The 14130-nt window shown below is 72.9% G+C and carries 14 protein-coding genes; 7 read left to right on the top strand and 7 right to left on the bottom strand.

The window, feature by feature from the left end:
- Positions 1-36 precede the first annotated feature (36 nt).
- Complete coding sequence (locus ACFT4A_RS01030; RefSeq protein ID WP_382824744.1) at positions 37-978, bottom strand: NAD(P)/FAD-dependent oxidoreductase; 942 nt, start codon at positions 976-978, stop codon at positions 37-39.
- Positions 979-1055: 77 nt separating this feature from the next.
- On the opposite strand from ACFT4A_RS01030, the gene ACFT4A_RS01035 reads away from it, so the two are divergent.
- The 6 genes from ACFT4A_RS01035 (at position 1056) to ACFT4A_RS01060 (ending at position 6295) form a co-directional block, all read left to right on the top strand.
- Positions 1056-1628: a helix-turn-helix domain-containing protein gene (locus tag ACFT4A_RS01035; RefSeq protein ID WP_215122900.1), complete on the top strand. Its 573-nt coding sequence runs from the start codon at positions 1056-1058 to the stop codon at positions 1626-1628.
- Between the two features lie 95 nt (positions 1629-1723).
- Positions 1724-2692 (top strand): NADPH:quinone oxidoreductase family protein, encoded by a 969-nt coding sequence (locus ACFT4A_RS01040; RefSeq protein WP_382824746.1) that lies wholly within the window; start codon positions 1724-1726, stop codon positions 2690-2692.
- Positions 2689-3870, top strand: coding sequence for an acyl-CoA dehydrogenase family protein (locus ACFT4A_RS01045; protein WP_382824748.1), 1182 nt, complete (start codon positions 2689-2691; stop codon positions 3868-3870). The genes ACFT4A_RS01040 and ACFT4A_RS01045 overlap by 4 nt, the downstream gene beginning before the upstream one ends.
- Positions 3867-4940 (top strand): acyl-CoA dehydrogenase family protein, encoded by a 1074-nt coding sequence (locus ACFT4A_RS01050; RefSeq protein WP_382824750.1) that lies wholly within the window; start codon positions 3867-3869, stop codon positions 4938-4940. Before ACFT4A_RS01045 ends, ACFT4A_RS01050 begins: the two co-directional genes overlap by 4 nt.
- A gap of 185 nt (positions 4941-5125) precedes the next feature.
- A complete protein-coding gene (locus ACFT4A_RS01055) occupies positions 5126-5989 on the top strand; it encodes a phosphatidylinositol-specific phospholipase C/glycerophosphodiester phosphodiesterase family protein (protein ID WP_382824752.1) in 864 nt (287 codons plus the stop codon).
- A 111-nt stretch (positions 5990-6100) separates the two neighbouring features.
- Positions 6101-6295, top strand: a complete 195-nt coding sequence (locus ACFT4A_RS01060) for a hypothetical protein (protein ID WP_189724366.1) — start codon at positions 6101-6103, stop codon at positions 6293-6295.
- Between the two features lie 5 nt (positions 6296-6300).
- Here the strand turns inward: ACFT4A_RS01060 and ACFT4A_RS01065 are convergent, their stop codons facing one another.
- The 6 genes from ACFT4A_RS01065 to xylB all read right to left on the bottom strand — a co-directional run bounded on the left by ACFT4A_RS01065 (position 6301) and on the right by xylB (position 12746).
- Positions 6301-7536 (bottom strand): phosphodiester glycosidase family protein, encoded by a 1236-nt coding sequence (locus tag ACFT4A_RS01065; RefSeq protein WP_382824754.1) that lies wholly within the window; start codon positions 7534-7536, stop codon positions 6301-6303.
- A 120-nt stretch (positions 7537-7656) separates the two neighbouring features.
- Positions 7657-8826 carry an NUDIX domain-containing protein gene (locus ACFT4A_RS01070; RefSeq protein WP_382824755.1) on the bottom strand — a complete coding sequence of 390 codons (1170 nt, stop codon included), beginning with the start codon at positions 8824-8826 and terminating at the stop codon, positions 7657-7659.
- Between the two features lie 6 nt (positions 8827-8832).
- A complete protein-coding gene (locus ACFT4A_RS01075) occupies positions 8833-9228 on the bottom strand; it encodes a luciferase family protein (RefSeq protein WP_382824756.1) in 396 nt (131 codons plus the stop codon).
- A gap of 106 nt (positions 9229-9334) precedes the next feature.
- Positions 9335-9937: an N-acetylmuramoyl-L-alanine amidase gene (locus ACFT4A_RS01080; RefSeq protein WP_382824758.1), complete on the bottom strand. Its 603-nt coding sequence runs from the start codon at positions 9935-9937 to the stop codon at positions 9335-9337.
- 142 nt (positions 9938-10079) lie between these two features.
- Positions 10080-11288, bottom strand: a complete 1209-nt coding sequence (locus ACFT4A_RS01085) for an ROK family protein (protein ID WP_382824760.1) — start codon at positions 11286-11288, stop codon at positions 10080-10082.
- 15 nt (positions 11289-11303) lie between these two features.
- Complete coding sequence (gene xylB / locus ACFT4A_RS01090) at positions 11304-12746, bottom strand: xylulokinase (protein WP_382824762.1); 1443 nt, start codon at positions 12744-12746, stop codon at positions 11304-11306.
- Positions 12747-12908: 162 nt separating this feature from the next.
- Between xylB and xylA the strand changes: the two genes are divergently transcribed.
- Positions 12909-14075 (top strand): xylose isomerase, encoded by a 1167-nt coding sequence (gene xylA, locus ACFT4A_RS01095; RefSeq protein WP_382824763.1) that lies wholly within the window; start codon positions 12909-12911, stop codon positions 14073-14075.
- The last annotated feature ends 55 nt before the right edge of the window (positions 14076-14130 follow it).

The following is a 14130-nucleotide window of genomic DNA, read 5'->3' on the forward strand; positions in this document are numbered from 1 at the left end:
ACCCGGGCGGACTGCGGAGGCCGGTCATCGGAGCCTCTACCCCTGGGCAGCCGCGTCGAGGTCCTCCATCAGCAGATCCCCGACGATCGCGGACGCCGCCCGGTAGCCGCCGCTCGCCGCGTGCACGACCTGCTCGGCGAAGCCGATCGCGTTGCCCGCGGCCCACACGCCCGGCACGGTCGTCAGGCCGGTGGGGTCGACGACCGGGTACGCGCCGAAGGGCGTCTCCTGCAGCTCGGCGCCGAGCTGTTCCAGCAGGCCGGTCTGCGGCACGGCGTGCGGGGCCACGAACAGCACGGAGCGGGCATGCGTCGTACCGTCGGCGAGTCGGACGCCGGTGAGCCGGTCGTCCTCGACCACCAGCCCCGCGACCTCGCCCGGCACCACGTCGACCCCGGCCGCGGCGAGCCGGCGCAGATCCTCGTCGGACAACTCCTCCTCGGCGACCGTGTGCAGGAAGAACCGCACGTCCTTCGACCACTGGGACACCATCAGCGCCTGGTGCACGCTCTTGGCGGCCGTCCCGAGCACGCCGAACGGCAGGTCGCGCACCTCCCAGCCGTGGCAGAACGGGCAGTGCAGCACGTCCCGGCCGAACCGCTCGGCCAGGCCGGGGACCGCCGGCAGCTCGTCCTTCAGCCCGGTCGCGACGACCAGCCGCCGGGCCCGCACGGTCCGCCCGTCGGCCAGCACCACGGCGAAGTCCTCGCCGTTCGCCACTTCCACCACCCGGTCCCGCACGAGCTCGACGCCGTAGCGCGCGATCTCCTCCCGGCCGATGGCGAGGAACTCGGCGGGCGGCATGCCGTCCCGTGTCAGGAAGCCCTGCATGTGCGCGGCGGGCGCGTTGCGCGGTTCGCCCGCGTCGACGACCAGCGTGCGCTGCCGGGCCCGGCCCAGCACCAGCGCCGCCGACAGGCCCGCGGCACCGCCGCCGACGACCACGACGTCGTACGTCTCGGTGTGCTTCTCGGTCATGTGACCACCTCCACTGCCGAGAGTCGCCCCGGCCCCGCGGGATTGACAAACATGTTTGCCGAACCTGCAATACGACCATGACCACGGACGAGGTACTCGCGGGCGTCGGCCCCCGGCTGCGGCAGATGCGCAAGGAGCGGGAAGTGACCCTGGCGGCGCTCTCCGAGACCACCGGCATCTCCGTCAGCACCCTGTCGCGGCTGGAGTCCGGACTGCGTAAGCCCAGTCTGGAACTGCTGCTGCCGATCGCGCGCGCTCACCAGGTGGCCCTCGACGAGCTGGTCGGTGCCCCGCCGACGGGCGACCCGCGGGTGCGGGCGAAGCCGATCGTGATGGGCGGCCGCACCCACTGGCCGCTCACCCGCCAGCCCGGCGGCCTCCAGGCCTACAAGGTGCTGGAACCCCGGCGGAGCCTGGAGCCGGATCCGCGCACGCACGAGGGTTACGAGTGGCTGTACGTGCTGTCCGGGAAGCTGCGCCTGGTGCTGGGCGAGCACGACGTGGTGCTCACGGCGGGGGAGGCCGCCGAGTTCGACACGCGGGTGCCGCACTGGTTCGGGTCGACGGGGGAGGGGCCCGTGGAGTTCCTCAGCCTGTTCGGTCCGCAGGGGGAGCGGATGCATGTGCGGGCGCGGCCCAGGAAGTCATGACCCGATGACTGTTCCCTGATCGGCAAGCAACCGCTTAGTATGCGAACCGACCCCGGTCGTACGACGCAGTCGACGCAGTCCCGTGGAGGCCCCGCATGCAGGCATGGCAAGTGCACGAGAACGGCGAGCCGGGCGAGGTGTTGCGCCTGGCGGACGTGGCGCGCCCGGTGCCCGGCGACGGCCAGGTCCTGCTGAAGGTGCGCGCCGCGAACATCAACTTCCCGGACGCCCTGCTGTGCCGGGGCCACTACCAGGTCAGGCCGCCGCTGCCGTTCACCCCCGGCGTGGAGATCTGCGGCGAGACCGAGGACGGCCGCCGCGTGATCGCCAACCCGGCACTGCCCCACGGCGGCTTCGCCGAGTACGCCGTCGCCGATGCCGCCGCCCTGCTGCCCGCACCGGACGCCCTGGACGACGCGGAGGCCGCGGCCCTGCACATCGGCTACCAGACCGGCTGGTTCGGACTGCACCGCCGGGCCGGTCTGGAGGCCGGCGAGACCCTGCTCGTCCACGCTGCCGCAGGAGGGGTCGGCAGCGCGGCCGTGCAGCTCGGGAAGGCCGCCGGCGCCACCGTCATCGGTGTCGTCGGCGGCCCCGGGAAAGCGGCCGTCGCCCGTGAGCTGGGCTGCGACGTCGTGATCGACCGGCGCGCCGAGGACGTCGTCGCCGCCGTCAAGGAGGCCACCGGCGGCCGGGGCGCCGACGTCGTCTACGACCCGGTCGGCGGCGAGGCCTACACCCAGTCCGCCAAGGCCGTCGCCTTCGAGGGGCGCATCATCGTCGTCGGCTTCGCCGGCGGCACGATCCCCAGCCCGGCCCTGAACCACGCCCTGGTGAAGAACTACTCGATCATGGGCCTGCACTGGGGCCTCTACAACACCAAGAACCCGAAGCTGGTCCAGCACTGCCACGAGCAGCTCACCGAGCTGGCCGCAAGGGGCGCGATCAAGCCGCTGGTGAGCGAGCGCGTCCCGCTCCCGGGGGCGGCCGCCGCCGTGCAGAAGGTCGCGGACGGCCTGACCACCGGACGGATCGCCGTCGTCATGGAGGAGGCAGCAGCATGACCAGCGCCGAGGAACTGCGCCGTCGTACCCGGGAGTTGCTGGCCGCCCATCCGCCTGCCTCGACCGACCGCCTGGACTTCCTCCGGGCCCGCTTCGACGCCGGACTCGCCTGGGTGCACTACCCGGAGGGCCTCGGCGGGCTCGACGCCCCGCGCTCGCAGCAGGTCGTCGTGGACGCCGAACTGGAGGCGGCCGGCGCTCCCGACAACGACTCGCGCCGCAACGGCATCGGGCTCGGCATGGCCGCCCCGACGATCCTCAAGTACGGCACCGAGGAGCAGAAGCAGCGCTATCTGCGGCCGCTGTGGATCGGCGAGGAGGTCTGGTGCCAGCTGTTCAGCGAGCCCGGCGCCGGCTCCGACCTCGCCGCCCTCGGCACCCGCGCGGTACGCGAGGGCGACGAGTGGGTGGTCAACGGGCAGAAGGTGTGGACGTCCGGCGCGCACAACTCCCGCTGGGCGATCCTCATCGCCCGCACCGACCCGGACGTGCCCAAGCACCGGGGCATCACCTACTTCGTCTGCGACATGACCGACCCGGGCGTCGAGGTACGGCCGCTGCGGCAGGTCACCGGCGAGGCCGAGTTCAACGAGGTGTTCCTCACCGACGTCCGGATCCCCGACGCGCGCCGCCTCGGGGAGGTCGGCGACGGCTGGCGGGTCGCGCAGACCACGCTGAACAACGAACGCGTCGCCATCGGCGGCATGCGCCTGCCCCGAGAGGGCGGCATGATCGGACTCGTCTCCAAGACCTGGCGCGAGCGGCCCGAGCTGCGCACCCACGACCTGCACCAGCGGCTGCTGAAGCTCTGGGTGGAGGCCGAGGTCGCACGGCTCACCAGCGAACGGCTGCGCCAGCAGCTCGTCGTGGGCCAGCCCGGTCCCGAAGGCGCCGGCATGAAGCTCGCCTTCGCCCGCCTCAACCAGGAGATCAGCGGCCTGGACGTGGAACTCCTCGGCGAGGAGGGCCTGTTGTACGACGACTGGACGATGCGCCGCCCGGAACTGGTCGACTTCACCGGCCGCGAGGCCGGCTACCGCTATCTGCGCTCCAAGGGCAACAGCATCGAGGGCGGGACCACCGAGGTCCTGCTGAACATCGTCGCCGAACGCGTCCTCGGCCTGCCCGCCGAACCGCGCACCGACAAGGACGTCGCCTGGAAGGACCTGGCCCGATGACGGATCTTCTCTACTCCGAGGAGGAAGAGGCGCTGCGGGCCGCCGTACGGGACCTGCTCGCCGACCACTGCGACGCGCCCGGTGTGATCGCCCGCACCGAATCGGACACCCCGCACCACCGTGAGGCGTGGAAGGCGCTCGCCGACGGCATGGGCCTCGCGGGGCTCCTCGTGCCCGAGGACAAGGGCGGCCAGGGCGCCACGCACCGCGAAGCCGCCGTCGTCCTGGAGGAACTGGGCCGCGCGGTCGCTCCCGTGCCCTACCTGACCAGCGCCGTCGTCGCCACCGAGGCCCTGCTCGCCTGCGATGCCGACGACCTGCTCGCCGACCTGGCGTCCGGGCGGCGGATCGGCGCCCTCGCCGTCGCGCTGAACGTCGCACCGGGCACCGCTTACAAGGTGGTCCGGCACGAGGACGGCCGGCTGCGCGGGGAGCTGACCGGCATCGCGGACGCGGCCGTCGCGGACGTCCTGCTCGTGCCCGCCGACGACGGCGGCCTCTACGCGGTCGACACCACGGCGGTGACCGTCACACCCCAGGTCTCCCTGGACCTGACCCGGCCGCTGGCGACCGTCACGCTCGACGGCGTGCCCGGCCGTCTGCTGGGCGACGCCGAACCCGCCGTACGCCGGGCCCTGAACGCCGGAGCCGGACTGCTCGCCTCCGAACAGTTCGGGCTCGCCGACTGGGCGCTGACGGAGACCGTCCGCTATCTGAAGGAACGCAAGCAGTTCAACCGGCCCGTCGGCGGCTTCCAGGCGCTCAAGCACCGGCTGGCCCAGCTGTGGCTGGAGGTCGTCAACCTCCGCGCGGCCGCCCGCAACGCCGCCGACGCACTGGCCACGGGCGAGGACGTCGAGGTGGCCGTCACCGTCGCCCAGGCTTTCGCGGCACCCGTGGCCGTGCACGCCGCCGAGGAGGCACTGCAACTGCACGGCGGCATCGGCATGACGTGGGAGCACCCGGCGCACCTGTATCTGAAGCGCGCGAAGGCCGACTCGATCGCCTACGGCACGGCGGGCGCCCACCGCGAGGCCCTGGCCGGACTCGTCGACCTCCAGGCCCCCTGACGTACACCTGGTCGACGCGCGCGGAAAGCCCGTCCCACCTGGGGCGGGCTTTTTCGTGCGCACCGCTCCGGTGAAGTGAACGCGGGGCGGCAGTCCGGCCAACTCCGTGCACGGGCCTGCTTCTTGGACCTGCCCGGACCCCATACTCGCAGGGTTCCCGTACGGCACTTCCAGGGAGGCAGAGCATGGCCCTCACCACCCGTCGCAGAGCCCTCACCACCCTCGGCGCCGCCCTCGCGGGCTCGGTCGCCCTCCCCGCCACCCCCGCGGCGGCCGGCGAACGACGGCACGGGTGCCGCCCGTTGTGGCGCGCCCACGCCCACAACGACTACGAGCACCCGCGCCCACTCCTCGACGCCCTCGACCACCGGTTCGGCAGTGTCGAGGCCGACATCTACCTCGTGGGCGACCAGCTTCTCGTCGCCCACGACCCGGAGGACCTCGACCCGTCCCGCACCCTCGAGTCCCTCTACCTCGACCCGCTCGCCGCCCGCGTCCGGGCCGACCGAGGCCGTGTGTACCGGGGGTACCGCGGCTCGCTGCAACTCCTCGTCGACATCAAGACCGAGGGCTCGTCGACGTATCTCGAGCTCGACCGCCACCTCAGGCGCTACCGGCACCTGTTCACGACGTACGCCCACGGCCGGGTCCTCCCCGGCCCGGTCACCGCCGTGATCTCCGGCGACCGCGCGGCCCGCGCCCCCATGGAGGCCCAGAGCGTCCGGCGCGCCTTCTACGACGGCCGCCTCGCCGACCTCGGCAGCCAGGCCCCGGCCTCCTTCATCCCGCTGATCAGCGACAACTGGACGCTCAACTTCAGCTGGCAGGGCGTGGGCGCGTTCCCGGACGCCGAGCGGGAGAAGCTGCGGGGCATCGTCCGGGCCGCGCACGCGCGGCGCCAGAAGGTGCGGTTCTGGGCGACCCCGGATCTGGCCGGGCCCGCCCGTGACGCGGTGTGGGCCGAACTGCTCGCCGCGGACGTCGACCACCTCAACACCGACGACCTCGCCGGACTGGAAGCCTTCCTGGACGCCCGCCGGGCGGCGTAGGACTTCACACGTTCGGCGGACAGGTCAGCCCACCGGACGAACCCTCCGCTACGCCACACTTGCGGCCGAACGCCGTGAATCGGATAGGGCGGCGTGGCGGAGGAGTTGACGATGGCCATTTCCATCTCTGTGGTGCTGCTGCTCGTGATCCTTGCGGTGATCTTCCTGCGCAACGGCGGGCTGAAGGTCTCCCATGCGCTGGTCTGCCTGCTGCTCGGCTTCTACCTGGCCAGCACGAGCATCGCCCCCACCATCCACAGCGGCATCACGGCGACGGCGGAGATCGTCAGCAGCTTGCGGCCTTGAGGCCCTCAGCTCGAGAACACCCCGATGCCGTTCGGCACGGCGCGTTCGGCGCCGCCGCTGGGGTGGTTGCGTACGGACACGGTGCTCGCGCCCGACTTCCGGGCGACCAGCGTCGACGACCCGCCGCCGTCCAGGCTCAAGGCGTCCTGTGAGCCCAGGCGCCGCATGGTGTCGGCCACTTCGGCGATCGTCAGTCCGCTGCGGTAGGCGGTGCCGCCGTCCAGTGCGAGCAGCAGCATGCGCCGCCCGTCGTCGGCGAGCCCCACGGCCGTACGGACGGCGGACGTCCTGTCGTCCAGACCCGGCAGCGGCCGGCCGCCCGAGAGGACCGGGTAGCCGCCGACGGCGAGACGGTACGGGACGCCGCTGGTGGCCGCGACGAGAGCGTGCTCGATCTCGACCGGTTCACCGGTGGAGAACTTCCGCAGCTGCTGGGCGCCCGCCTCCCGGCCGACCAGCACGGTCGTCCCCGCGGCGATGGGGCCGCGGCCAGGGGTGTCGGCGGCCGATACGACCCTGCCGTCGCGGACCGTCACCTCGTAGGTGTCCGTGCTGCACGGAGCGGCCCGGTCCGTGTCCGTGCCGCAGGTGGCGCGCACCCGGGAGGCGCTGCCCCATTCGGAGGTGAACGCGCCGACGGACCCCACCGGCAGCGCGTACTGGTTGAGCCCGCCGAGCGGCAGCCGCGTCCCGGAGGCGCGGACCGAGCCGTCGAGGGCCAGCCGGTCCAGCCGGGCCCGTCCGTCGGTCCCCACACCGAGCACGTCCTCGGTGGTCGTGCCGGGCGGCAGCTCCGGGCCGAACCGCTGGCCGTTCGGCACGGCCGCCTTGAGCGTCCGCCCGGCCGTGATCGCCGGACCCACGCTCGCGCCGGTCGCCTCGACGCCCGGGTGCTGTGTCTCGGTGATGTTGAAGAAGTCGCCGTTGACACCGGCGACCGCGCCCTGCGCGTCGGCCATTCGCGAGACCGGCGCGCGCGAGGCCACCGCCCCGGGGTACAGCAGATCGACCTGTACGCGCGGGTTGCCCAGGTCGACCTTCAGCACATGCGCGTGAGTCACCCCCTTGGCCGCCTGGATGTCGAAGTGCTCGTAGGTGACGCCCGGCGCGACACGGACGCGCTTCTGGACGGCGTCGGCCTCAGCCGCCCCCGCCACACCCGCACCGACCAGCGCGCCGAACGCCGTGAGGAACGCCAGGACCGCTCTGCTTGCTCCGCGCCGCTTGTGACGACGTGTCACCGTGCCCCCTGATGTCTCGTCAGATGTCCTCAGGGCAGTGGACCAGACGTCGGGGCTCAGGAGTACGGCTGACTGCCGACTAAGCGGAAACAGTCGGAAAAACACACCCCTCCGGGTGCTTCAGCCGCCGTCCGTTCCGGTGGCGTACGGCGTGTAGTGCGCGGGCGTGTGGTCGATCGGCAGATCCGGCCGCCAGGCGGTGAGGGCCTGCGCGCTGCACACGAACAGCTGCTCCGGCAGCCGGTCCAGGCCGAACCAGCGCCAGCGGCCCACACTCTCCTCGGGCTGGTCCGCCGGCTCGCCCCGCCAGACGGTGACCCGGGCGGCGACGGTCACCCGGACGACCCCGCCGGCATCGTCGAGGAGCGTCCCCAGCAGCCGGACGTCCTCCGGCCGTGCCGCGAGCCCGGTCTCCTCGCGCAGTTCGCGCGCCACCGTCTCCCGCAACGACTCCCCGGGTTCCACCGTCCCGCCGGGCAGCTCCCACGTCCCGCGCCGGTGCCGGCCCAGGAGCAGTCCGCGGGGCCCGTACAGGATGGCCCCGACCCCGAGCGCGGCATGGGCCTGTGGCGGTCGGTCGACACGCGGCCGGGAGGAGACGCGGACGGGCCGGGTCACCTGGAAGAGCCGGTAGGAGGCGTGGTTGCCGGCCTGCGGTGTGTCGAGGACGTCGACGTGCTCCACGCGCAGCCCGTACTCGGTGAGCAGCTCCGTCCAGAGGTCCGGGGTGAGGACCCACATGTGGACGGTGGTGTCACCACCGCCGGCCAGCCTCAGGACCTCGGGCCGGGCCTCGGCCCGGTCCGAGGGGCCGTCACCGCGCGAGTTGGTGTGCAGCACCGTGAAGCAGAGCCTGCCGCCCGGCCTCAGCGCCGAGGCCACGGCGGGCAGCAGCCGGTGCGGGTCGAGGTACGGGACCGCATGCAGGGAGTAGATGACGTCGTACGGCTCCGCCGTGCGCAGATGCTCCACCGCGTCGGCCAGGACCAGCCGCAGCCCGGGCAGCGAGCCGTAGCGGGCACGGGCTCGTTCGTACTGCCCGTCCGAGGCGTCGACCGCGTCCACCAGCGCGCCGCGGTCACGCACCAGGTGGGCGGCATGCCGGGCCGGACCGCATCCGAGGTCCAGCACCCGCCGGCCCGCGAGTTCCCCGAGGACCTCGGCTCCGGGCCCGGCGCCCTCGCACCCCCAGTCGATCCGCGCCACCTCGGGCAGCTCCGTGCCCCGCCGCAGGTGGTGGGCTCCGTACGCGCGCCAGGCCTCGGCGTTGGCGTCCTCCGCGGGTGTCACCAAGGCTCAGCCGCCCGCGGCGGCGTCACGCGGAAGCACCCTGACCCGGTGGAAGTTGCATCCGAAGGGCCGCGGCTCGTCGGCGGCGGGCGGGGTCTGGTGGGCCTTGAGCGCGATGCTCACCAGGCTCAGCAGCAGGTCGACGTCGGCTTCGCAGTCGAGGTGGACCGTCACCCAGGACGATCCGGGAACCAGGTGGATCGCGCTCGAACCGGCGAGGTCGTAGTGGAAGCGCTGGATGGCCCGGCGGGTGAGGTGGAGGTCCACGTCCCGTGCCGAGTGGAAGTGGACGATCTCGTCACGGACGGAACGGAGCGCCCGTCCGGTGCCGCAACTCGCCGGGCCCGGCATCAGGTCGGGCCAGGCCTGCAGTCGCTCCATGGCGCGCTGGGCCAGAGTCATGGCCCCATCGTTGCGTGCTTACCGTGCCGCAACCAGAGGTTGAGCGCTTTGTAACCGGGACGTGAGGTGGGGTGAGGGGGTGGGCGGCCGCTCGGGCGGATACTTCTCAGCCGGAGTCCTGGACCAGTCTTATGTAGCGCTTCCAGTCCCAGTGGCGGCCCGGGTCGGTGTGGTCGCTGCCCGGTACCTCGTGGTGGCCGATGATGTGGGTCCGGTTCCGGGGTATGCGGTGCCGCGCGCAGATCGCCGCGGTGAGCCGGGCCGATTCCTCGTACACGGCGTCGGTGAAGTACGAGGGCTGGTCCACCCAGCCTTCGTGCTCGATGCCGATGCCGCGCTTGTTGTAGTCCCAGTTGCCCGCGTGCCACGCGATGTCGGCCTCGCGCACGCACTGCGCCACATGGCCGTCGGCCGAGCGCACCACGTAGTGCGCGGACACCTGCTTCCTCGGGTTCCGGAAGATGGACAGGGTGCCGGCGAACGTCGTCTGCGCGACATGGATGATCACGCGGTCGACGGGATGGCCGCGGGGTCGGTTCGACGCCGTGTAGTTGGCGCCGGTCGCCGGGTGCCACTCGGCTCCCGGATGGTCGGGGGCTTGGGGCCGGGCGGCGGCCCGTGTGCCGGGGAGCAGGACGTACGGGACGGCGGTGAGAGCGGCGCCCACGAGGACGCCCCGCCTGCTGGGGAGCGGCGATGCCTGGTCCATGACGGGATGCCTTTCGCTTCGACGGATCATCACGGTACGGCGCCTGCCGGTCCGTCAGAAGAGAGCGAGGTGTTTCGGTGGACGGGCCGGCGATTGTGGATAACTCGCCCACCCCAGCGGGTGATTCGGGCTGCCCTTAGGGTCAGGCCCGCCCGGCGACGGCCGCCGGATCGTCCAGCACCGCCCGCACGACCGAGTGCGCGGCCCCCAGCAGCGGCCCCTCCGGACCCAGCCGTGACACGGACACGGGACAGGCCGGACCCGCCGTGCGCCGCGCCAGCTCCTCCTGCAGCGAGGGCAGCAGCCAGGGTGCGAGACCGGACAGCTCCCCGCCGAGCACCACGCTCTGCGGGTCGAGCAGGTTGACCGCACCGGTCAGGGCGACACCGAGCGCGGTGCCCGCGTTGCGCAGGGCACGGCGTACGTCCTCGTCACCCTCGGCGGCGCGCCCCGCGAGCAGTCCCACGCGGTCCTCGTCCGGCTCCAGGCCCGCCGCACGCAGCACCGCCTCCTCACCGGCGTACTGCTCCAGGCATCCGCGCCCGCCGCACGCGCACGCCGGCCCGTCCGGCCGCACCGGCACATGTCCCAACTCGCCCGCGAACCCCCGTGTTCCGCGCAGCAGCCCGCCGTCCACGACGACGGCCGCGCCGATGCCGATCTCCGCCGACACATGCAGGAAGTCGCGCGGAGTGCCGTCCTCGAGCCAGAGTTCGGCGAGCGCGCCGAAGTTGGCCTCGTTGTCCACGGTCAGCGGCAGGTCCGCCGGCAGCAGGGCACCGAGGTCCGTGTCGTGCCAGCCGAGGTTCGGGGCGCGTACGACGGTCCGGGCGTCGCGCGCCACCAGACCCGGTACGGCCACGGCGAGCCCGGCGGGCCACAGGCCCTCGCCCTCCGCCTCGGCGACGACCCGGCCGATCAGTTCGGTGAGCTCCGCTGTCACGGGCCCGGGGGAGCGGCCGCGGTTCGCGCCCTGTCGTATCGCCCGTGCTCTGGTCGTGCCGCGCAGGTCGACGGCACAGACCGCGAGATGGTCGACGCCGATCTCCGCGCCGATCCCGGCCGGGCCCCGTCCGCTGACGGCGAGCGCGGAGCCGGGACGGCCCACCCGGCCGGGCCGCTCGGGCCCCAGCTCCTCGATCAGCCCCGAGCGGACGAGTTCGTCGACGAGCGTCGACACCGCGGCCCGGGTCAGCCCGATCCGCGACGCGACGGCGGCCCGGGACAACGGCGCCTCGGCGCGGACGGCGTGCAGGACACGGGCGAGATTGCGGCGGCGCATGCCCTGCTGGGTGTCGGGCAGCGCGCGTCCCGGCCCGGCGGGGTGAGCCTCGTGCGGCGGTGCGGTCATGCCTGACGCCAGTCCTCAGTGGGTGTCCGTGGGCCGCTCCAGCAGCGGGGCCGCGTCGGAGAGTACCCCGGCGATCCTGGCCAGCGTCTCCTCGTCCCGCTCGACGGCGTCGAGCACCGGCCCGGCCGCCGTGTCCCAGCGGCGTGCCACGGCCGCCGCGTCCTCCCCGGTCAGCAGCCCGGCCGCCTGCGCGGCCGCGCCGAGCGCCACCAGCTCCTTGGCCTCGGGCACCTGCACAGGACGTCCCGAGAGCCTTCGTACGGTCTGCTGCCAGGCCGCGCCCCGGGCGCCACCGCCGATCAGCAGCAGGGGCGCCGAGGGGTCGGCGTCCTGGTCCAGGACCAGGTCGAGCGCGCCGAGCAGGGAGTGCACGGCACCGTCGTAGGCGGCCTGGAGCAGCTGGCCGCCGGTGGTGTCGTGGCGCAGGCCGTGCAGCAGGCCGGAGGCGTTGGGCAGATTCGGGGTGCGTTCGCCGTCCAGATAGGGCAGCAGGGTGACGGCCGTGCCGGGCTCCACGGCGTCGCGGTCCAGGCCAAGGAGCGTCGCGACGCGGTCGACGGCGAGTGTGCAGTTCAGGGTGCAGGCCAGCGGCAGCCAGTCACCGCGGGCGTCGGCGAAGCCCGCCACCGTGCCGCTCGGGTCGGTGGGCCGGTGCCGCGAGACGGCGTACACCGTGCCCGAGGTGCCGAGGCTCATCACCGGCACGCCCGGACGCAGCCCGAGGCCCAGCGCCGCCGCGGCGTTGTCACCCGTCCCGGGCGCGACCAGAGTGCCCTTGGAGAACGGCAGACCGTGGCTGTGCACCGTGCCCGCCACCTCCCCGGGCCGGACCACACGGGGCAGCAGGGCCGGGTCGAGCCCCACGTGCGCCAGGATCTCCTCGTCGTACGACTCCGTCCCTGACGCCCACCAGCCCGTTCCGGAGACGTCGCCGCGGTCGGTCGTGCCCTGCCCGGTGAGCCGCTCGGTGAGGTAGTCGTGGGGGAGGCGCACGGCCTTCGTGGCCCGGACCGCCTCCGGCTCGCGCTCGGCCAGCCAGGCCCACTTGGTGACCGTGAAGGAGGCGGCGGGGACGCTTCCGGCGCGCTCGGCCCAGACCTTCGCGCCGCCCAGTTCCTCGGTCAGCCGGCGTGCCTGCGGCGCCGAGCGCACGTCGTTCCACAGCAGGGCCGGACGCACCGGCTCGCCCCGGTCGTCCAGGGTGACCAGGCCGTGCTGCTGCCCGCCGACCGACACCGCGGCGGCCTCGTGCGCCGCGTCACCGCACTGGCGCAGGGCCTCGCACAGCGCGTCCCACCACTGGCGCGGATCGCTTTCGCGTCCCGCCCCCGAGGAGACGGTGTGCGGGGCTTGGCCGCTCGCCACGACCCGGCCGGTGGCCGCGTCGACGACCAGCGCCTTGGTGGACTGGGTGGACGAGTCCACGCCGACGACGAGCGGACCCTCGGCTGCTGACATCGGGCTTCTCCCTCTTCTCTCGTCCATCTCCGGTCCTGCTTCTCTCGTTCCGAGACACCTTGTCTCTTCCCCGAGGAGTGTTGTCTCTTCCCAGAGAGGTGCTCGCATACTAATTTGTAAATCGCCATGACGAAATAGTCTCAGCGAGCGAGGAGCCGCGGCATGAGCTACCAGCCCACCCCCGAGGACAGGTTCACCTTCGGCCTGTGGACCGTCGGCTGGCAGGGACGGGATCCCTTCGGCGACGCCACGCGACGTGCACTCGACCCGGTCGAGACGGTGCGGCGTCTGTCCGAGCTCGGCGCGCACGGCGTCACCTTCCACGACGACGACCTGATCCCGTTCGGCTCGAGCGACACCGAGCGCGAGGCCCACATCAAGCGCTTCCGGCAGGCGCTGGACGCCACGGGCATGAAGGTCCCGATGGCCACCACCAACCTCTTCACCCACCCGGTCTTCAAGGACGGCGCGTTCACCGCCAACGACCGCGACGTACGCCGCTACGCGCTCCGCAAGACCATCCGCAACATCGACCTCGCCGCCGAGCTCGGCGCCCAGGTGTACGTGGCCTGGGGCGGCCGGGAGGGTGCCGAGTCCGGTGCCGCCAAGGACGTCCGCGCGGCCCTGGACCGGATGAAGGAGGCCTTCGACCTGCTCGGCGAGTACGTCACCTCCCAGGGCTACGACCTGCGCTTCGCGATCGAGCCCAAGCCGAACGAGCCGCGCGGCGACATCCTGCTGCCGACCGTCGGCCACGCCCTGGCGTTCATCGAGCGCCTGGAGCGTCCGGAGCTGTACGGCGTCAACCCCGAGGTCGGGCACGAGCAGATGGCCGGGCTGAACTTCCCGCACGGCATCGCGCAGGCGCTGTGGGCGGGCAAGCTGTTCCACATCGACCTCAACGGCCAGTCCGGCATCAAGTACGACCAGGACCTGCGCTTCGGCGCCGGCGATCTGCGTGCCGCGTTCTGGCTGGTCGACCTGCTGGAGTCGGCCGGCTACACCGGCCCGCGGCACTTCGACTTCAAGCCCCCGCGGACCGAGGACCTCGACGGGGTGTGGGCGTCGGCGGCCGGCTGTATGCGCAACTACCTCATCCTCAAGGACCGCGCAGCGGCCTTCCGTGCCGACCCGGAGGTCCAGGAGGCGCTGCGCGCGGCCCGCCTGGACGAGCTGACCCAGCCCACCGCCGCGGACGGCCTCCAGTCCCTGCTCGCCGACCGGTCGGCCTTCGAGGCCTTCGACGTCGACGCGGCCGCCGCCCGCGGCATGGCCTTCGAGCACCTGGACCAGCTGGCCATGGACCATCTTCTGGGAGCGCGCGGCTGAGTCCACCGCCTGGAATGCTACGGAATCGTGCGATCCACGCCATGAGTCCGTAGCA

The sequence above is a fragment of the Streptomyces sp. NPDC057099 genome (assembly GCF_042671245.1).
Lineage (GTDB): Bacteria > Actinomycetota > Actinomycetes > Streptomycetales > Streptomycetaceae > Streptomyces > Streptomyces purpurascens.

Excerpts from the sequence above, each read along its gene's own strand:
- ACFT4A_RS01030 (WP_382824744.1), bottom strand. The coding sequence starts at position 978 with ATGACCGAGAAGCACACCGAGACGTACGACGTCGTGGTCGTCGGCGGC.
- ACFT4A_RS01035 (WP_215122900.1), top strand. The coding sequence starts at position 1,056 with ATGACCACGGACGAGGTACTCGCGGGCGTCGGCCCCCGGCTGCGGCAG.
- ACFT4A_RS01040 (WP_382824746.1), top strand. The coding sequence starts at position 1,724 with ATGCAGGCATGGCAAGTGCACGAGAACGGCGAGCCGGGCGAGGTGTTG.
- ACFT4A_RS01045 (WP_382824748.1), top strand. The coding sequence starts at position 2,689 with ATGACCAGCGCCGAGGAACTGCGCCGTCGTACCCGGGAGTTGCTGGCC.
- ACFT4A_RS01050 (WP_382824750.1), top strand. The coding sequence starts at position 3,867 with ATGACGGATCTTCTCTACTCCGAGGAGGAAGAGGCGCTGCGGGCCGCC.
- ACFT4A_RS01055 (WP_382824752.1), top strand. The coding sequence starts at position 5,126 with ATGGCCCTCACCACCCGTCGCAGAGCCCTCACCACCCTCGGCGCCGCC.
- ACFT4A_RS01060 (WP_189724366.1), top strand. The coding sequence starts at position 6,101 with ATGGCCATTTCCATCTCTGTGGTGCTGCTGCTCGTGATCCTTGCGGTG.
- ACFT4A_RS01075 (WP_382824756.1), bottom strand. The coding sequence starts at position 9,228 with ATGACTCTGGCCCAGCGCGCCATGGAGCGACTGCAGGCCTGGCCCGAC.
- ACFT4A_RS01080 (WP_382824758.1), bottom strand. The coding sequence starts at position 9,937 with ATGGACCAGGCATCGCCGCTCCCCAGCAGGCGGGGCGTCCTCGTGGGC.
- ACFT4A_RS01085 (WP_382824760.1), bottom strand. The coding sequence starts at position 11,288 with ATGACCGCACCGCCGCACGAGGCTCACCCCGCCGGGCCGGGACGCGCG.
- xylB (WP_382824762.1), bottom strand. The coding sequence starts at position 12,746 with ATGTCAGCAGCCGAGGGTCCGCTCGTCGTCGGCGTGGACTCGTCCACC.
- xylA (WP_382824763.1), top strand. The coding sequence starts at position 12,909 with ATGAGCTACCAGCCCACCCCCGAGGACAGGTTCACCTTCGGCCTGTGG.